This is a genomic window from Olivibacter domesticus, assembly GCF_900109575.1.
GTDB lineage: Bacteria > Bacteroidota > Bacteroidia > Sphingobacteriales > Sphingobacteriaceae > Olivibacter > Olivibacter domesticus.
Genome location: NZ_FOAF01000001.1, coordinates 980,555 through 1,000,178, shown reverse-complemented (window position 1 = coordinate 1,000,178; position 19,624 = coordinate 980,555). Strand labels below are relative to the sequence as shown.

General features: G+C 36.8%; 10 protein-coding genes. 1 reads left to right on the top strand and 9 read right to left on the bottom strand.

What is annotated here, in order from left to right; genetic code table 11:
• Positions 1–101 precede the first annotated feature (101 nt).
• The 6 genes from BMY50_RS04235 to BMY50_RS04210 form a co-directional block, all read right to left on the bottom strand.
• Entirely contained in the window at positions 102–1,334 is a 1,233-nt protein-coding gene (locus BMY50_RS04235) for an MFS transporter (protein WP_093318784.1), read from the bottom strand.
• Positions 1,335–1,372: 38 nt separating this feature from the next.
• On the bottom strand, positions 1,373–2,038 hold the full coding sequence (locus BMY50_RS04230) for a FadR/GntR family transcriptional regulator (RefSeq protein ID WP_093318780.1): 666 nt from the start codon (positions 2,036–2,038) through the stop codon (positions 1,373–1,375).
• Between the two features lie 79 nt (positions 2,039–2,117).
• Entirely contained in the window at positions 2,118–3,089 is a 972-nt protein-coding gene (locus BMY50_RS04225; protein WP_093318776.1) for a multidrug resistance efflux transporter family protein, read from the bottom strand.
• A 64-nt stretch (positions 3,090–3,153) separates the two neighbouring features.
• Complete coding sequence (locus BMY50_RS04220) at positions 3,154–4,005, bottom strand: helix-turn-helix domain-containing protein (protein ID WP_093318764.1); 852 nt, start codon at positions 4,003–4,005, stop codon at positions 3,154–3,156.
• Positions 4,006–4,161: 156 nt separating this feature from the next.
• Positions 4,162–5,130, bottom strand: a complete 969-nt coding sequence (locus BMY50_RS04215) for a fatty acid desaturase (protein ID WP_093318754.1) — start codon at positions 5,128–5,130, stop codon at positions 4,162–4,164.
• Positions 5,131–5,324: 194 nt separating this feature from the next.
• Positions 5,325–6,776, bottom strand: a complete 1,452-nt coding sequence (locus tag BMY50_RS04210; protein WP_093318748.1) for a DHA2 family efflux MFS transporter permease subunit — start codon at positions 6,774–6,776, stop codon at positions 5,325–5,327.
• A gap of 195 nt (positions 6,777–6,971) precedes the next feature.
• Here BMY50_RS04210 and BMY50_RS04205 point away from each other — a divergent pair, with 195 nt between their 5' ends.
• Complete coding sequence (locus BMY50_RS04205) at positions 6,972–7,193, top strand: hypothetical protein (RefSeq protein ID WP_093318744.1); 222 nt, start codon at positions 6,972–6,974, stop codon at positions 7,191–7,193.
• Between the two features lie 93 nt (positions 7,194–7,286).
• Here the strand turns inward: BMY50_RS04205 and BMY50_RS04200 are convergent, their stop codons facing one another.
• From BMY50_RS04200 to BMY50_RS04190, 3 genes are read right to left on the bottom strand one after another with little or no spacing between them, the layout of a single operon-like run.
• A complete protein-coding gene (locus BMY50_RS04200) occupies positions 7,287–7,589 on the bottom strand; it encodes a phosphopantetheine-binding protein (RefSeq protein ID WP_093318740.1) in 303 nt (100 codons plus the stop codon).
• Positions 7,577–11,893 (bottom strand): type I polyketide synthase, encoded by a 4,317-nt coding sequence (locus BMY50_RS04195; protein WP_093318737.1) that lies wholly within the window; start codon positions 11,891–11,893, stop codon positions 7,577–7,579. Before BMY50_RS04195 ends, BMY50_RS04200 begins: the two co-directional genes overlap by 13 nt.
• Positions 11,894–11,911: 18 nt before the next feature.
• Positions 11,912–18,925, bottom strand: coding sequence for a type I polyketide synthase (locus tag BMY50_RS04190; protein WP_093318729.1), 7,014 nt, complete (start codon positions 18,923–18,925; stop codon positions 11,912–11,914).
• Between the last annotated feature and the right edge of the window lie 699 nt (positions 18,926–19,624).

The window sequence follows — 19,624 nt, the reverse complement described above, 5'->3', positions numbered from 1 at the left end:
TAATATTCAAACATATGATTGCAATATTCAAACAAAATAAAAATAGTTATAAAAATAAGACACCTTGTTTTCGGTTGCAAAAGAAAACAAGGTGTCAAAAACTAACTACGTCTAGTTCTGCCTTCAATATTGGGTAACAGGCCCGTAATAATTCCAATTAAAGGCAAATATGCACAAATTTTAAATACATATTCGATACTAGTATGATCAGCCAGCCTCCCTAAAACAGCCGAACCTACACCCCCCATCCCAAAGGCAAAGCCGAAAAATAATCCTGCAATCATACCTACTTTTCCTGGCATAAGATCAGTTGCATATACTAATATTGCTGAAAAAGCAGAAGATATTATTAATCCAATGATTACTGAAAGAGCTCCAGTCCAAAACAAATTAGTATATGGAAGCAGTAAAGTAAAGGGCGCAGCTCCTAAGATAGAAACCCAAATAATATGTTTACGACCAAAACGATCTCCCAACGGCCCACCAATCATAGTTCCTGCGGCAACCGCTGCTAGAAATGCAAATAAATAAATCTGCGATTGCTGTACAGAAACCTGAAATTTTTCTATTAAATAAAAAGTAAAATAGCTCGTCATACTTGCCATATAAAAATACTTTGAAAAAATAAGTACTAATAGAATACAAATTGAAAATATTATTCTCTTTTTAGGTAAGCTAGGAGAGAAATCAGATGATAATTTTACTTTGTTAAAATTCTTTAGATATAGATGTTCTCGATACCATTTTCCAATACGGAATAAAACTGCAATAGCTAAAATTGCTGCAAAAGCGAACCAAATAATATTCGCTTGACCATACGGAACAATTATAATAGCTGCTAAAAGAGGGCCTATAGCACTGCCTGCGTTCCCCCCAAGTTGGAAAATGGATTGAGCTAATCCTTTTTGCCCCCCCGATGCCATATGCGCAACTCTTGACGATTCTGGATGAAAGACAGAAGAGCCCATACCAATCAAACTAACAGAAACTAAAATCATTAAAAAGCTAGTCGCAAAAGATAGCAATATCAAGCCTAATAAGGTAAAACCCATACCTATTGCCAATGAATTGGGACGTGGCGTACGATCTGTGTAGAAGCCAACGAAAGGTTGTAGCAGAGATGCCGTTAATTGAAAGGTGAAAGTTATCATTCCAATTTGGCTGAATGAAAGATGAAAATTTGTTTTGATCAACGGATAAACAGCAGGGATAACTGACTGGATCATATCGTTAAGTAAATGTGTAAAGCTTATAGTAAACAGAATCGAAAAAACTGTTTTATTTACTATTTCTTTTGTTGGTGGAGTAATAGGTGCTTCCGTTAACGTTTTCATAGTTGAATTGTCAAATGCGCTTACGATTTATGTTATAATTATTTTGAAAAATGTCCAGTAATTTTTGCTGCAACTGCCCAGGCTTTTTTTGAGTCACCTTTGACAATATTTTGGAGAAGTTCATGATGTAGATGATAGGTGTCCAAAAAAGGTTTCGTATCAGTATGTATTTGTAAAAACCAGTTTTTCAAATGTACAGAGGCTGATTTGTATAAATCAGCTAAAATTTCATTTTTAGAGGCTTCTGCTATTGCAACATGAAAATTAATATCTGCTTCAATACATTCACTAAGCATACCATGTTCTGCAGTTCTCTTTCTTTCAGCTAGATGAAATTCAATTGATTTGATGTCTTCAGCAGTACGGTTTTTAGCCGCTTTTTCAGCAATTTTCATTTCAAGCAGTTGCCTCACTTCATCAAGATCTTGTACCTTAGCCCTTTTCAATCGCTGATCTATAGGTTCTTTTACTGGTTCGGCACTTTCCACAAAAGTTCCTACTCCTTGTTGAATTCTCAATAAACCGAGATTGGCGAGAATTTTTGTCGCTTCTCTTATGGTAGACCGCCCCACTCCAAAACGTTTCATAAGCGCGGGCTCAGTAGGAAGTTTTTCATTTAACTTGTAATGGCCAGAGGTAATCTCTTCGGTTAATTTTATGGCCACCTCGTCTGCCAATGATCTTTTAAAAATTATATTCGTCATATCATCTGATGAATTTCAAAATTACAAAATAATTCCGAGAACAAAATTATCTTTAATAAAATTAAGAAAAATGACAGGACTATCTAATAGTAGCAGTTAAGGATCGCGATGTACGGACTGCTAACAAGATTTGCACCAGCATTGCAGTACCTATTAGCAACATACCCCAAAGAGCGTATTTACTAGGCATTGGAGCATTTATCAAGATCATTTCACCAATTAGCGCGAAGAATATTTCAAATACTTGAGTGGCTTCTACGGTCGCAAGTGCTATTGGGTTATGTTTGACCATTTGTGTAGCTTGATAAAAGCACACCCCACCAAAAAAACCTGAAAAGATCGCGGAATAAAGTGAGGCTTGTATTTGACTAATTGGAGCACTGCCTGATTGAGAGTACGCATAGAATACTAGCAAAAGCAGTAAGGGTAACGAACCCAGTGTAAGTCCCATTACCCGCTGCATTGCATTTAGATTATACCCTTTTTCTTCCAAATCAATTAATAGCTTTCGATTTGCCAAAGGCCAGGCAAAGGCTCCAATAATTATTAGTAAGAAACTGAAATAAAGCGAGTGAATATTTTGGAGATGTGTTAATCTGTCTAGTTGCATCACAAATACACCTAGTACAATGAATAATGATAAGAGCAGGGCTTTCAGGGGTATTTTCTTCCGGTGATCATTATAAATGAAAGGAGCAATTAATATGCCAGCTAGAATATTAATTTGAAAAATAGCGGCAATTAACCAACCGGGGAGGTATAGAGAGGCAAGTGCAATACAGGTATATAATCCTCCAAACCCAAAAATACCCCATTTCAAAAAAATCGATGGAAATCTTAGGAGTACTGCTATTAAGGGAAATAGCTTTTTAGACAGAAGAAGAGGAAATGACATTATCGGAATCATAAATAAACTTCTCAAGCAAGCGGTCCATGCCCAGTGCCCTCCTGTATGCGCTAATAGGCTATTAATTGTAAAGGTTGATGATAAAAATAAAGCTGCTAACACTCCAATGAACACAGCAGATAACGTTTTTTTTTGTTCGTTCATGCTGAGCAAAATTAGCTCAGTATGGCTTTCCGTTATATGAACTTTTAAGAAAAGTATGGTATTATTACGAATTATCAGACCTATAGTTCGCTGGCGTAAGCTTAGTAAGCTTTTTGAAAAAACGGCCAAAATAGGCAGGATCACTAAAACCTAATTTAAAGGCAATTTCTTTCATATTTATACCGCTGGTTAATAACAACATTTTGGCTTCGGTTAAAAGCTTATCTTGAATAAGATCGTGAACACTTCTTTGTACTAATTTCTGGCAGATATGGTTAACTGTTTTTACGTTTATTCCAAGTTTTTGTACATAAAAATCTGTATTATGTTCCTTTCGATAATGTTGATTAATAAGTCTTCTAAGCTTTAGAAGAACTTCCTTGTCACGTTGTATTAAAGGTTCCTTTCCGTATGCTTTTAAATGCTGTCCGTTAATCTTTAGAAGCATTATACTTAATAAGTGAAATAGTACATTTTTGCTTGGATAGCCGCTTGCCAATTCTGCTTGCAATAGAGAAAGGCAATTATTGAAAAATAAACTAGTATGGTCGTCTAAATCAAGGAACGGATCGGTACCAAAAGGATCAAATAAGCCCGAACCTTCCTCTGTTGGGTGCATAGCAAAAAACTGATGTATAAGGTGTTCGCTAATTAAAATTATCCAACCATCTCTTTCAAATTCAGGAATGAGATGCATTTGACCTTCCTGTAAGAGATAAACCCTGTTTTGTATAAAAGGGTAAGGTTTGAAATTAATATAATGAAATCCTTTGCCAGAAGTTATCCAAAGTAATTCATAATGATCATGTCTATGGGGAACAGTTGATAGATAATGATAATCGGTGCGAAGCCTCTCAATTCTTAAAAAGTCTTTAGCAAGCAAAATCTGAATTGGCAGACTATGTAGTTTAGCCATATTCGTGTCACATATATTGGTAAACAATTAGATTTCGGCACATATATGAAAATCAAAAAATCAATCAACTTCTCTTGGCGATTGTGCAATTAACCTAATCTTCTGTTTTAGATAGCCTTAAATAAGAATTTGTCGGTATTTGCTAAAAGAAATAAATTAAGACATTTTAGTTTTTCCACGATTATTTCGGGCAACACGAGAATATAACGATAATCTCCTGTCAAACAAAAATCTGAAGAGTAATTTTGTATATGAGCTATGATAACCTAAAGAAGTATAATGTTGACCAGCAATTTTCTTAATTTTTGGCAAATTATTCCAAGGAATGGATGGAAAATCATGATGTTCATTATGATAGCCTACATTTAAATTAACTGTATTCAGCACGCCATAATAACTTTTTGTTTCCTGTTCTTCATCATGTGTAAGAAAATGCTCTTGTATCCAACGTGCACCTAGCGGGTGTAGCCCTACCGAAAAGAAAAAACTAGCTAGCAAATAAACAATAGCTTTCCATTTCAAAAAATAAAATATAAAAGCAACGAATACTAGTTGGACTAAATAATTTACCACAAGCCATTTATCAAACATTTTGATTTCTTTGCTCATTCGGTGGAGCCTTAATGCTTGAACAATAGGATAAAACAATAACCATAGTGCTTTTCCTAAAGATGAATTGTTCACCAATCGAGCCTCCCATTCGCTTGGCATATCTGCGTCCAACTCCTCTATTCCCTGAAAAGCATGATGTTTTAAATGATACTTTTGAAAGGATACAGAACTCGGAAATACCAATGGCAGGTTGGCAATTATTCCTGAGATAGTATTTAATGTACGATTTTTAAAAATAAGGTTATGTGAACATTCATGAATACAAATAAAAAGAGTATGGCAAGCAAAGGCTCCAACTAAATATGCACAAGGGAATATGAACCACCAACTTTCATCGTACAAAATCCAAGACATTCCAATCTGTATACCTACGCACAACAAGATGACAAGAAAAGTATATGGATTCTTACCGATTAACTGGCGTATCTCAGGATGCTGGGAGATTATTTCTTTTGTGCGTAGCTTGTGCGGTTCACATTGTTCAGACCAGCTGAAGCTTTTTTTCTTACTCATTTATGTTAGGTGTTCTTTTTATAACAAAGTTAACGTGTGTGTTCTATAAAAAGTATAATATACTGAAGTATTTATAATTGGTATAAACCTCCGTTATTTTTACGTGTGCAAGATATATATTTTTTTTCAAGAATTGCAGTGACTAAGATTATTTAGGATCTGACTGGTAAATACCTATATAAAAGGTCCATCATTTATATTTCTAAAGTGTTTTCCATGTTCTTTTTGTCGATTCTATGTTTAAGTTTTTCCCGTAGATAAGCAATTTTAGAACGTTGGGGTAACTTAAAGGCAGGAATGACAGCTAACAAGATAATAATCGCCGTAATTAGAAAACTGTTTTGTAATGCAAAATGTTCTGCTACTTTAATTTCATACCCCTGGCCTAGATAACGATCATAGATAAAAGTATGAATAACAGCACTTATTGCAATACCAATAGAACCGCCTACTTGCAAAAAAAGACTACTTAAGGCTGTAGCTGTTTGTGTTTGTGAAGGTGTCACTGCATTTAATAACGCAGTTGATACCGGTGCGACTAATAAGCTCATCCCAAGACCTCTAAAAAGCATTGTAATAATGATAAACCAAATAGATACCCCAATGTCAATGCGGGAAAATAGAAAAAAAGAAAACGAAATTATTATAATTCCAGTGATGGAAATGTATCTTATTAGTCCCTTATCGGCCAATCGTCCAGATATGGGTCTACTTATAAGCATTATCAAGGCATTTGGCAACATGAGTAAACCAGACTCAATTTCAGAATAACCAAGTAAGCCTTGGAGCAGAAAAGGGAGAAAAAACATGCCGCCATACAAGGCCAATGAGCGAATAATTGTTATTGCGGCCGCGATATTAAATTGGAATATTTTAAAAACGTTTAAATCTAAAAGCGATTGTGGACGTTTTGACGATCTTATAAATAGGGTTAGCGTTAGCACAGAAACGATCAATCCTATAAAAAAATACAACGAAAAGAATCCCTGTTTACTAATAATCGATATTGTATACTGCAATACAATAATAAATAAGGAGAAATAAACAAATCCTTTAAAGTCAAACTTACTGGCCGTATCAAACTTCTTTTTAAGAAATCCTAGGTATTTAACTGTAAATATAATTGTAAGGATACCTATGGGGATGTTTATATAAAATATCGATTGCCAGCCAAGGAAATGGGTAAGTATTCCTCCTAAAGTAGGACCAAGTGCTGGCCCCATAACATTACCCATTCCCCACCAACCAATGGCCGTACCACGTTCTTCTTTAGGATAGGTTTCGCTTAATATAGCTAACGAAGTAGGAGACAATGCTCCACCGCCAATAGCCTGTATAATTCTGGAAATGACTAGTAGGTCAAGTGTAGGAGATATGCTACACATTAAAGAGCCAATTGTAAATATTAAAATGCTTCCCAAAAAAAGGTGATAGTATCCAAAACGTTTTTTTAACCAATTTGTCAATGGAATGAAAAGTGAAAAGGAAATCATATAGGCGGTGACTACCCACTCAATTTGATTTAACTCTACTTGAAAGTCACTCCTCATTACGGGTAAAGAAACATTTACGATACTACTGTCTATTGCTGCCATGGAAGTAGCCATCATGAGGGTGATGAGTACGAAAGACTTACTTTTTAACATGAGTATGCAAATATACTCAAAACCGCAATATTCCTTCTTATTGTCAATGTATTATCAATAATATTTTTCAGTTCAACCAACAAATTGAGTATGAAAAATATTTTAAACTATTTGTTGAGATCTTTGTACTAGAATATATTTAACAACCTTTTCTATAGTAAAGATGCAATCATAAATCGCTTAAACTTTACAATTATGATGAATGATTTTTTAACGGAATTATTAAGACCCAGTGATGTTAGGATAGGTGGGGACCGACCCTATGATTTACAGTTAATGACAAGCGTTTTTATAGTGCCGTTTGAGCCTTGGATCGCTAGTGTTAGTGCTGCATCTTTTAAAGCTAAGTATAACAATGTGTGGCAGTTAGTCTTAACGAAAAAAGGAAATAATATTACATATGTTTCTGAAAGATAAAATCGAAATAAACTTCACTGAAATGGAGAATATTATAGTAAAGTTTATCTCGATTCGTCAGTAGTGCTCTGCGAGAAGGACTAGTATAATATTTTATTTATTCTGATTCGAAAGTATGTATTGTATAATGTCTTTTAAATTCAAATCTATTAATTGATCAAGATCCAAGCTAGAAAGCCAACCGGTGAAATCTATTTCTTCGCCAAAGTAGTTTTTTACCTTTTCAGAAAATGAAACTATCTCAATACTATCCATTTCTAAATCCTTTGTAAAAGAACTGTCTATTGTAATATCCATTTCTTCCACAAATTCTTCCCCTATAATTTCCGTAATGAATTGTTTAAGTGTCAAAAATATACTTTGAATTTCATTACTGTTATTTACTAAAGTGTCCATCCTATAATATAATTGTTATGTTTAATAGTTTTTATTTTAATGCCTTCTATTAATAGATCATTTCCATTTACAGCGCTTACCTGATATTTCTTTGGGTTTCCTTGCAGTCCTTTACCTAAATATTTTCCGTACGCTTCTTTCGCTACCCAAAAACGTGTTACCCACTCATCATGTAATCTGCCTTTTAGCAATAGTTGCTCGGCATGTGTTAGCGCAATTTCATCGAAACCACTACCTCTTTCTTTAATTTCTTCTATGTCTATCCCAACGGGTTTGCCCATACTTGCAATTCCAACTGCCTCATCATTTTTATGGGCTATAGAAATATGAATATTTTCTTTATTTTCGCCTTTAACTATTGGTTGGCCACTTGACAACTTTCCAAGATTAAATTCTATAGGAAAATGAGCTTCATTTTTTTCTTTTAGAAGTAAAGAGCGAATGGCATCCCGTACTGCTACGCGACTTATTAGCCATTTTTTCCTTTTGTTAAGCGGCATTTCCTGTAAGTAATTTCTATCGTCAAGTGGTAAATAACGTTTAGCAATAAAATCCCAAGAGATAACTTTCTGGTAGGCTTTATGAAATTTAAATACCCCTGGGGATATTTCATCCGAGAGAATATTACTTTTTGGGGCCATAGAAACTTGCCATAAACGCTCGTCAAATTCCAAACGAATATTCTGCCATCCATGAATAGAGGCCCATAATTTTCCATTTCTAGTCAGCAGAAAATTTGCAGTAGCGGTTTCACTATTTAAATCCGTTAGCATACAGGTGCATTCAAAGACACCAGTTTGATCGTGGAAATCTTGATAAAAAGTAATTTCATCTATCTTAACGGGAAATGCTACACGATTGATAGGCAAAGTTAATTGTAACCAAAGTCCAAATAATTGTCCGGCATTATCCAGTAAGGAACCTTTTCCTCCATTCCCAGAAATCATTCCTCTTATTCCTTTATCAGAAATACTTAATATAGACCGTATACCTTGATAGGCAGGTCCATGAAACATATGGCGATCATAGATGCTTTTGGCTTCAATAGAAATGTTTAGTGGCTTTCCAATATCTAAGGGCTGGATAGGCGGAGCAACACTCCGATTTGCATCAACAATAGCGATTAATTCAGCGTATTTTTGGATACTAAGTGAGAGTTTATCGGCACCCATCCATCGCACCTCTACAGATTCTTTGAATGGCTTACTTACATTCATCCATTGGAACACTCTGATATCTTGTATTTTATTTAAGATCTTTCCTTCAGCATATGACTCAGCTATTTCTCCAAATAATTCAAAAATCATTGTCATTGGAATAACAGGATCCATATCCTCGGGGCAATGCCATCCTTTCTTTTGTTTTACTAATGCGTGATCTATTAAGTAGGGGTGTGTTGCTAGAGAAACAGAGAGTGGGGCGTACATTACTTGCGGTTCAGACGATATTATAACCGTCTCTTTCTGCGTGTCTCGATATTCTTTATGTATAGAATTACCTGATTGAACAGCGCTCTCTTCTAAAATAGTGATAAGCTCTGAATACATTCCAATGGCTTCTTCCATATTTTCAACTACCGCTTTCGCCAAAGGATTTTTCACCTGTTCAGCAGACAGTAAACTACTTCTGTTCTGTTTCTTTTCAGGTTGATGTGCTAAAAGGGGGAGTGAAAATTTCCAATCGGTTACGAGTGAAGAACCCAATTGGAGCTGTATACTGGAGTCCAGTTTTTGCTTTTTAGATACTCCTAAGAAATCCAGATCTACTTCTTTGCCTTCAACATACAATAAAGCAAGCACCCTTTTTAATTGCGCCAAACCATTTCTATGAGGAGAATTAGCCGCAAATGCATTATATGCTTTACCTTTTAAAATATCGTCTACAAAACCAGTCACTCCTCCTGATCCAATCTGCAAGAAAATTTTAACGTCTTCCTCCTGGTGTAACTTTTCAATAAGTTCTCTAAATCTAACAGGCTGTATTAGGTGCTCAACGGTGAGTGCACGGATTTCGTCCACATTTGTTGGATAAGGAGATAAAGTGGTAGCAGACCATATTGGTACTTTATTTTTTAAAAATTCAATTTCATTTATTCCCAAAAGTAACTGTGGAACCTTATCCTTAATAAATGGTGTGTGGAACCCTGATTGAAATGGAAGGACCTGATGAAAGATTTGGTCTTGTTTAAGCTGATGCGTAAGCTCTTGTATTGCTACATGACTCCCGCATAAAATAACTTGTTGAGGACAGTTATCATTGGCTAGGTAGAGATTCGGTATCACGCTTAGCAGGTTACTGATTCGTTCATAACTACAACCCACTGCAATAAATTGTGCGTCAGATATTTCAAAAGATCGAGGATCTAAATTTTCGACTAGTGTTTTGACTGATTCTGTGGTTACGAGCCCCGCCGACATACCCGCGAGCCATTCACCCATACTATGTCCCGCATTTAAATCAGGTAATACTCCCAATTTTTTTAACGCCAAATCTATTACTCTACTATTATGTAGCTGACTTAAAGCAGAGCCTAGTACGTTTGCCTCCTCCATCGAGTTGTCTAGCAAAAATTCCTTTTCAATTCCAAAATAGTGAACAATACTGTCTGTCTCACCTGATGATAATCCATCAAGGCCAGGAAATAGAAATGCGATCTTTCCATTATCACTCAAGAGTGGCTCATTGCTAAACCAAATATCTTGGCGATTACGCCATGGTTTGCCTTTTTTTACAATATTTATTGCCTTTTTTATCCTATCTTCTGTAGGGTTAAAAATAGCAATCCTGTGGCTTCCTTCACCTAGTGTAGTATCCTGTACTTTCAAAGCTGCTACCAATTCTTCTACGTTAGTGCGTGCTAATAAAAGGAGTTTTTCTTCAGGTAGTACGGAAGTTGTTGCTGGCTTGGATGCAATTTTTGTTTGCTGTGGATAAGCCTTTAGCACAATATGTGCATTAATTCCTCCAAAGCCAAACGCATTTACACCTGCCACGAGGGGTAATCCGCTTTCCGACCATGCAATTGGTTTAAGAGAGGGCTCGAAGCGCGTACTCATCATTGTTTCGATGGGTGAGTCGCAATGTAGTGTAGGAGGTAATATATCATGGTAAAGAGCAAGAGCCGTTTTAATTACACCTGCAACACCCGCTGCAGGCATAGTATGGCCTATCATTGATTTTACACTACCTATTTTTGCTTTTAACCCACTCTGATATGTTCCAAAGACTTGTTTTAAAGTCTCTAATTCTGTACGGTCACCTAGCGGTGTGGCTGTTCCATGTGCTTCAATATAGCCCACGTCATTTGGTGATATTTCAGCATTTCTTAATGCTTGTTCAATTGCTTTAGCTTGTCCTTTAACTGATGGGCTCATGACACTTGTACCCGAACCATCGCTGCTTATACCTACTCCCTTAATAACACAATAAATTCTGTCGAGATCTTGCTGCGCTTTTTCCAGCGTCTTTAGCACCACAAATCCGCAACCCTCTCCAATGATTAACCCATCAGCCTCCTCATCAAATGGTCTGCTTTGTTGTTTTTTGGATAGCGCTCCTAACTGATTGAAGATACTCCAAAAGGTTGCATTTTGAGCTACGTGTACACCACCAGCTATCGCCATGTCCGCACGACCAGAGATCAATTCATTTACCGCATGGTCTATTGCTAACAATGAGCTGGCACAAGCGGCATCAACAGTATATGCTGCACCACCTAGATTCAGGCGGTTAGCTACCAATGATGCGACTAAATTGGGTATCAGCCCCATCGCTGTGTCTGGAGTAAAGCGCCCCTTTTTCGATTGAAACTCTTTTTTTACCTTGTCAAGTTCTTCCTCACTCAGGTGAGGCATAAGATTTCTTAACACCTCTATCATTTGCTCAGATACGTGCACAACCTCCACAGCTCTTGTCGCTCCTGGACCAACATAATTGCCTTTTCCTATAATAATAGAAGTATTATCAAGCGAATATCTTTTATTCCAAACACCTGCATCTTCCAAAGCTTGATGGGCTAACTGTAAAGTAAGCAATTGATCCGGTTCCATACCTTCAACTGCTAATGGCAAAATGCCAAAAGCAACTGGATCAAAGCGCGCATAATCATCAATAAAGCCACCTTTATCGCAATAAAATCTATCTACGGTAGCTATATGGGCCCCAAAATACCGGCTATCAATCCTGTTAGCCGGTACTTCTTTAACAGCATCTATTTTATTAAGTATGTTTTCCCAGTAGGTTTGTACATTTGGAGCTCCAGGAAATATGGCCGACATTCCAATAATTGCTATGTCCTTCGTCATTGTCTGTTCTTTTCTGAATTAAGCCATAATTAAAACTCTGCTTTCGTTCCCATACTTAATTTCATTGGCAAAAGTTTCTTTTCCACTTTCTAAAGGAATTAAGGATATTCCTCTTCGTTCATATTCTTTTTCTAGACTTGCAGAGACCATACCTGCACCTTTCCAAGGCCCCCAATTGATAGCGGTTACCCTTCCTTTCATCTTTTTTCTTAACACTTCGGCATAATGATCTAATACACTGTTTGCCGCTGCATAGTCAGTTTGACCGCGGTTACCGTAAACAGATGCGATACTCGAAAAGAAGACAATGAATTTGGTATCAACCTTTAAATGTTCAGCTAAGACGCGAAGTGGCGTAACTTTTGTAGAAAATACGCGTTCAAAAGAGTCAGGTGTTTTATTTTGGAATAATTTGTCTTCTAAAATACCTGCACCATGAATGACGCCATCTATTCGCCCATATTTAGCGTATAATGTTTGTATAAGTTGAATAAGTTTTTCTTCATCTCTCACATCGACGGTATGATAACTTACCCGTGCACCTTGCGATTTAATGGTTTCCATTGTGGAAACAATTTGCATTGCCTTGTAAAGTTGAGATGTCTTTTGTTCAATTTCAGCTGGCGATTTAGAGTATGCTTGACTAATGAGAAACTTTCTAATATCTTCTTTGGTTTTTACATCTGGTGGTATGCCCTTTACATCTGGATAAACGGACCTACCAACTAATACATAATGACAAGGATATTCTTTTGATAAATGCGTGGTGAGAGCAGAGGTTATCCCTTGAGCACCACCCAATACCAAGATTACTGCTTCTTTGTCAAGCATTAAAGCTTCTTGATTTTCAGTAAGTAATGGATGATGGGCTTCTTGAATAGTATGCCGTTGCTCGTTTTTATAATAAATAACGGATGGCTCATCGTTGCAAAGCATTTCTTTGCGTAATAAATCTGAAATTTTTATTTCATCTAATTCATTCATAAAATGAACGGTTCTACACTTTGTATGTTCATATTCTTTATCCAAGCTTTTAATGAATCCCGTATATCCTTGATAGCTTCTTAAAAATTTTGGATCATCATTTTTATCAACATGAGCAGAATGGTCTGACAGCACATACACCCATTTCACCCGCTGCATATCTAAGGATTTTACCATTTGGACAGCTTCGATAATACTCAGACGATGATTAGATGCAACCATATCTAAAATAATTAATCCATCATAAGCCTCTAAATTTGCTTCCTGATTAATAACATCAACAATAGCTCCTTCTTTTTCCAGCGCTTTTTTTATTACCTCTCCTAAGCTCCCGTCTCTTGTAATAGCCAGCTTGTGCCCCATAAATGAAGTTGGGTTATCATGCTGTAATGCAGCGTGGATATCTACCAATTCAAATTTTATTCGCTTCAAATGCTCATTAATGGCAATATCATCCATTGCTTCAATTGCCATTAGGGAAGAAGTGCTACCTTTGCTATCGCTATTAGTAACTATCCATTGAACTAAATGCTGTAAGGTTTTAAAAGAGGAGAGTTGTTCTATGTTTGCATGCCCCTCTTCGTTAAGAGGAAGCACGTTGTCAAGCTTATTCCGAAGTTCACCAATTATTTCTATCCGTTTGATGGAGTCAATACTTAAATCAGCTTCTAAGTCCAGGTCCATACCTAGCATTTCTTGAGGATAACCAGTTTTTTCACTTACAATTTCGAGTAAGATGTCGCGAATATCTTGTTCTGACAACAATGCTTGTTGTGCGTTAACTACTGTAGTTTCTTGAGATATTTTAGGTTCTTTCTGTATTTCAAGGTTTTCATTGAACCAATTTAACAAACCATTTAGAGTTTTGATGGAGGCCAACTGCTCTACCATTTCATCTTGCGTTTTGCCCTTAAATTCAGCAGAACTCAATTGCACACGTAACTCTCCAATAATTTCCAGTCGCTTAATTGAATCAATACTCAAATCTGCCTCTAAGTCTAAATCCATACCTAACATTTCTTTTGGATATCCGGTCTTATCACTTACTACGTCCAATAAAATGGTTGTCAAATCGATCACAATGTTGTTTGGCGATTCTGGCATTATTTCTGAAGTCTTCGCTTCTACAACAGGAGTACTTTTCTTTGCCTCAGTGCGTAATGGGGTTACATCACTTGGGTTGGCCATAGGAGAAATATTATGCCCCAGATAAGCAAGTAATACATCACGCTGCGCCTGAATCAACAACTTCATACTTGATAAGTATTCTAACGTCATTTGTTCTGCCGTTCCTGGTATTGAAGAAGGGGCTTGTGAAGCGCCACCTTGTACCGCATTCAATTGATTAAAGTTAAGTATGGGTTTTACAACAGGCGGCACGCTGTAAGAAGGTAATTTTCCTTTTAAAGGCATTGCCATTTGGCCATTTACTAACCAAGTAGATGCGCTTCTTTTATATTTTTCCGGATGATTAAAATCAATGGTTCGAACATCTCTATCGGTAAATAATGCTTCTAAATTAACTGATCTTCCTGTAGCAATATACTGTGCTATCATCGTTAATAGCTGTAAGATTCCACCTTTTCCATTTTCTTCTGTATGCAATAGCACTTCATCCTTACCTAAGATTGATTTTACAAGTCCTATAAGCGTTTTTCCTGGCCCTACTTCTATGAATACACGTGCGCCATCATTATACATAGCTTCCACTTCATCAGAAAAATGTACTGGTTTAATGATATGATTTGCAAGTGTTTCTTTGATCGCTTGACCGTCTATGGGATAAAGCGCTGCTGTGGTGTTTGACCAAACTGCTATAGTTGGCTTATTAAATGGTATTGATTCAATTGATTGATAGTAACTATGAGCAGCCCCTTCAATTAAAGGACTATGGAAAGCACAAGCAACCTCCAATTGCCGGTAAGATATTTTCTTATCTTTTAGTTCTTTTATAAGGTCATTCATGGCCGCTGAGGTCCCTGCAAGCACCCATTGTTGAGGAGAATTGTGATTTACAGCAAAAACATTTCCTCTAGTTTCTGTTAAGCCGTCGATTAAGGGTTTGTTACCATTAACGGCAACCATCATACCTTTATCCTCAGCTAATGAAGATAGAATAGACTCGGCTCGCTGTTTACTCATTGGTACAAGATATTGATCATCAAAAACACCCGAAAAAGCTAAAGCGGGTAATTCACCATAACTATGGCCAGCTAACATGTCAGGAATGATACCAAGGTCTTCCAAAAATCTAGCAATTGCTAAATCAACAATACCCAATAATGGTTGAGCCATCCGGGTATCCTTTATTGCCGTTTTTTGATTTTGTAGTGCTTCTTCGTCAAATGTCTGATTAGGGAAAAGCACATTTTCGTATTCTGGATATAGTTTGAGAATTGACCGCATTTTAGGGAAGTTGACCATCAGCTCTCTAGCCATATGGATGCGCTGACTCCCTTGTCCGGCAAATAAAAAGGCCGTTTTTCCTGTAACTGGTTGGGTATGATAAGTGTCTTTTGTATGGGTACCAGAAAGTACCAGATCCATTTTAAAGATAAGGTCATCTATGGACTCAGCTAATATAGTAAACTGTATAGGAGCTTTACTATAAGTAGTCAAAGAAAAAGCGATATCTCTTAATTTTATTGTATCATTTAAATCTATTAATTTTTTAACCTGCTGAAGTAGGAGGGATGCTTCAGAGAAATCATGTCCTCTAAACACAAAGAGCTCGGCGGGCCATTGTTTAGTCGCAGAAAATACATTATCACTCTTTTCTTTGACGTTTGAAATAAGTGCATGGAAATTAGTTCCACCAAATCCGAAAGCGCTTACCCCAGCAATTCTCTCCTGTTCATTCCATAAACCGGCTTTATCAGTAAATACAAAAGGGCTGTTTGTTTCTTTATAATAGCCATTTGGTTGTCTTAAATTAATCGTTGGTGGTTTGATTCCATGGTACACACTCAGCGCACTTTTAATTAGACCGGCCATACCTGCGGCACATTTCGTATGGCCTATTTGTGTTTTTACTGACCCTAGATGTGTCTGCCCTCTAACTGCTCCACTTTGAATCATTGTCTGCGTTAAAGCACTTAACTCCGTACGATCTCCTACCACAGTTCCTGTTCCGTGTGCTTCTATCAAACCCACAGCAGATGGAGAAACGCCCGCTTGTTCATATGCTCTTTCTAAAGCTTTTGTTTGCCCTGATAATCTAGGCGCCGTAAGTCCCAAGCTTTTTCCATCACTAGAGCCACCGACTCCTTTTATGACAGCATATATTTTGTCATTATCTTTTTGTGCATCCTCCAGTCTTTTGAGGACGATCATTGCTACACCTTCACCGAGGGCAATACCATCGGCCTCTGCATCGAATGTTGCACACCTACCTTTTTTAGATAGCGCATGCGTACTTGCAAACATCAGGTAATCATTGATACCATTATGAAGGTCAGCCGCTCCTGCAATTACCATGTCCGATTTTTTAAGGATTAACTCCTGACATGCTAAATCAACAGCTGCTAGGGAGGAGGCACAGGCGGCATCTACCGTATAATTGCGACCACCTAAATCCAATCGATTCGTAATACGACCAGCTATCACATTTGCCAATACGCCCGGAAAGGAATCTTCCGTTAATTTTGGAAGAGCATCATCTACTTCTTTTGGTATTTCCCCAAACATTTGCGGAAAAAGAGCTCTAAAACTATAGTTATTCGCTAAATCATTTCCTCCTTCAGCACCGATAATTACCGATATATTTTCTTTATCTACTTGATTAGACGCATATCCTGCATCTTCCAGCGCCCTTTTTGCTGTAAGTAGGCTCAATAATTGCGTAGGATCTATAGCTGCTAGCGATTGAGGTGGTATTCCAAATTCAAGTGGATCAAAATCTATTTGAGGAATAAATCCACCCCATTTAGAAGGTGATTTCTTACCATTACTATCATTTGGATCATAATATATTTCTTTATTCCATCTCTCATCTGGGACCTCTGTTATGCAATTTTTTGAGGCAAGGACATTGTGCCAAAATGCATCTAGATCTTGGGCATCTGGATAGACGCATGCCATCCCAATGATGGCAATATCCAGTGCCTCTTTAGCTGATTTTACTTGCAAAGTAGAGGTATTTACATTCGTTATGTGTTTATAATTGTTGTAAGCAACATCTTTGTGAAGCTGATCCATCGTTTGAACAGCGTTATTAAGTGCAGCAACCTGGCCTATCATGTACATTCCGTGCTGGTACTGATCTTTTTCGCTTACATTTACTAGCGTATCTTGATTTCTTTCCAAACCCTTACTTGCAATACGTAAACGTCCCACATTAAGCTGTTCTAAAGATTTCCATATTTCTTGCTTTTCAACACCATTATTTTGTAATCTTGATTTTTCTTCTTTAAAAAAAGAAGTGAATGGTGAATGTAGGCACCTCGTTTCATGGCCTGGGGCAGTTTCTAGTAATACAGTTTCTGCTTGTTCTAGCGCTTGTTTTTGAAAACCTGGTAAAATAGCACCCGAATCAATAGCCTCTTTGGTATAGATATAGGCAGAACCCATTAGTACCCCAATTTTAGCTCCAGCGGTAGCTAATGGTGCAGTCATGATAGATACGAATGCGCTGGAAAGGCTATCATGAATACCACCAGCAAAGAACATTTCGAAGGCAGGTAAGTTCTCTTCTTGTAAAATCCGCTCAATCTGTTGCTCCCATAATACCAATGAAGACAATGGACCTACATGTCCTCCGCATTCTCTACCTTCAAAAATAAATTTTTTAGCCCCTTCTTTAATGAATATATCCAAAAGCGATAAGGAAGGAACATGTAGAAAAGTTTTTATGCCAGCTTTTTCGAAGGAAATAGCTTGCGAAGGTCTTCCACCAGCTATCAGTACTACTGGCGGTTTAACTTCCATAATATATTGTGTTTGTTCCTCCCTCAATTCTTGTGGAGCAAAACCCAAAATTCCAACCCCCCACGTTTTGCCTTCTAACAACGCGTGTGTTGTATGAACTAACTCTTTTGCTTTATTCCCAGTCATTAATGACAGTGCAATAAAAGGAAGTGCGCCCGCATCTGATACAGCCTTAGCGAAAGCTGGTACATCACTAACCCGCGTCATAGGGCCTTGAGCAATTGGATATTTGATGTTTAATTCTTTTGCTAAGGAATTTTCTGGGCGAATAACATTTTCATACTGCGCTTGTTTTATATGACCAGCAATAGCCTCTAATAGACCAAATGAGAAACGATCAAGCGTTTTGTACTTCTTAACTAAATCTTTTGATAATGTAATGTCTTGGCCAACACTGAGGTAAGAGTTTTCTAAATTATAGTTACCCATTAAATAAGGGCGCAGATTCTCATAGGTAGGTTCTCCGGGTAAAATGGGTGAATTAGGTCTAACTAAGACTCTGTGTCCGCCGATTGCTTTCGTTTCGTTACCGTTTAGTTTTTCAATAATATTTTTTAGTGGATTAGGAGCACTGCATTCCGGAAACAAAGCAAATTGGTTATCTAAGACCAATCCTTCGGCTCCAAGAGCAATCAGCGCGGCGGCGGAGTGAATTCCCACACCTCCTTGAACCCAAATATCCATTTCTCTTAAAGTTGCATTTTGGATAACTCGCTGGAACAAGATAAATGTAGAATCATTTCCAATTTTACCGCCAGCCTCGTTACCCTTTATGATAACGGTTTTAGCTCCCGATTCTTTTGCTGCCAGCGCCTCATCATATGTGTGTACTTGATAAATAACTTCTGTTACATTTGAATTGACATTGATTGTATTTCCAAAAGGAATGATGACTAAGCCGACTGCTTCGGGTAACAGCGGATCTGATATATCGGTTTGTCCAAAACAAATGCCTATTGATTTCGGAGGGTAGTTACTTATTTCTTTAAATAAATGCTCTTTTTGATCTGAATCATTTCCCATATGTAGAACTGGGAAAATTCCTGTTTTGCTTAACGCATTAAGTAAAACAAGATCAGGAATCTCGAAAGGGGTGATACCAATCAACTTTGTACTCTTCATGGTGCTAATAATTAATGATGTAAAACGATATAAATTAGTTGGTTGGGATATTGTTATATACCGTTATGTAACAAAACTTTTTTGCGTTTTCATTGCTAACAAGTGTTTAAATGGAGAAACAGTCTATGTGATTTTACCGTGAATGCTGCTGTTTGCTTGAATAAATTGCCTAAAGCCAATGTTAAAGATGCCATTTGAAAGTTTGGAATTCTCCTATATCTCCACTTTGGTAGTTTTTGGTAATTTGTAAACTAGTCATATCTATCTTTATAATAATAAGAGTTTTGAAGTGTTTTTTAACTATCCCTTAATATTTCTTATGCAAGATAGTAAAACATGTATTCTCTTTATCTGTTCATTTTGTTCAGTGGTTTTCGTGCTGGAGAGTCAGTTATTTATTACATCGAATAGCTATGTGAGTCCTTTTAAAGGATTTTGTCAGTATAAAGTTGCGAAATAGCGTGGCTCAATAGCAAATGAAATAATTTCTTAACAGTATACATGTTTTTTTTATTTTCATTTAACTATTTATTAATATTTATTGTCAGAAAATGAGATAATGCACATCGAAAAAATATAGTAAATAAGTTAAAATGAGCAGGAGATTTTACCTATTTTACGAAATCGACTAAGAAGTAGCAAATAGCAACGTTAAATTGAATAACGTTAAAGGTTAATCGTGAATTTGCTCGATGATGA

Bases quoted from the DNA above. Each gene is read 5' to 3' on its own strand.
- BMY50_RS04235 (WP_093318784.1), bottom strand. From the start codon at position 1,334: ATGAAAACGTTAACGGAAGCACCTATTACTCCACCAACAAAAGAAATA.
- BMY50_RS04230 (WP_093318780.1), bottom strand. From the start codon at position 2,038: ATGACGAATATAATTTTTAAAAGATCATTGGCAGACGAGGTGGCCATA.
- BMY50_RS04225 (WP_093318776.1), bottom strand. From the start codon at position 3,089: ATGAACGAACAAAAAAAAACGTTATCTGCTGTGTTCATTGGAGTGTTA.
- BMY50_RS04220 (WP_093318764.1), bottom strand. From the start codon at position 4,005: ATGGCTAAACTACATAGTCTGCCAATTCAGATTTTGCTTGCTAAAGAC.
- BMY50_RS04215 (WP_093318754.1), bottom strand. From the start codon at position 5,130: ATGAGTAAGAAAAAAAGCTTCAGCTGGTCTGAACAATGTGAACCGCAC.
- BMY50_RS04210 (WP_093318748.1), bottom strand. From the start codon at position 6,776: ATGTTAAAAAGTAAGTCTTTCGTACTCATCACCCTCATGATGGCTACT.
- BMY50_RS04205 (WP_093318744.1), top strand. From the start codon at position 6,972: ATGATGAATGATTTTTTAACGGAATTATTAAGACCCAGTGATGTTAGG.
- BMY50_RS04200 (WP_093318740.1), bottom strand. From the start codon at position 7,589: ATGGACACTTTAGTAAATAACAGTAATGAAATTCAAAGTATATTTTTG.
- BMY50_RS04195 (WP_093318737.1), bottom strand. From the start codon at position 11,893: ATGACGAAGGACATAGCAATTATTGGAATGTCGGCCATATTTCCTGGA.
- BMY50_RS04190 (WP_093318729.1), bottom strand. From the start codon at position 18,925: ATGAAGAGTACAAAGTTGATTGGTATCACCCCTTTCGAGATTCCTGAT.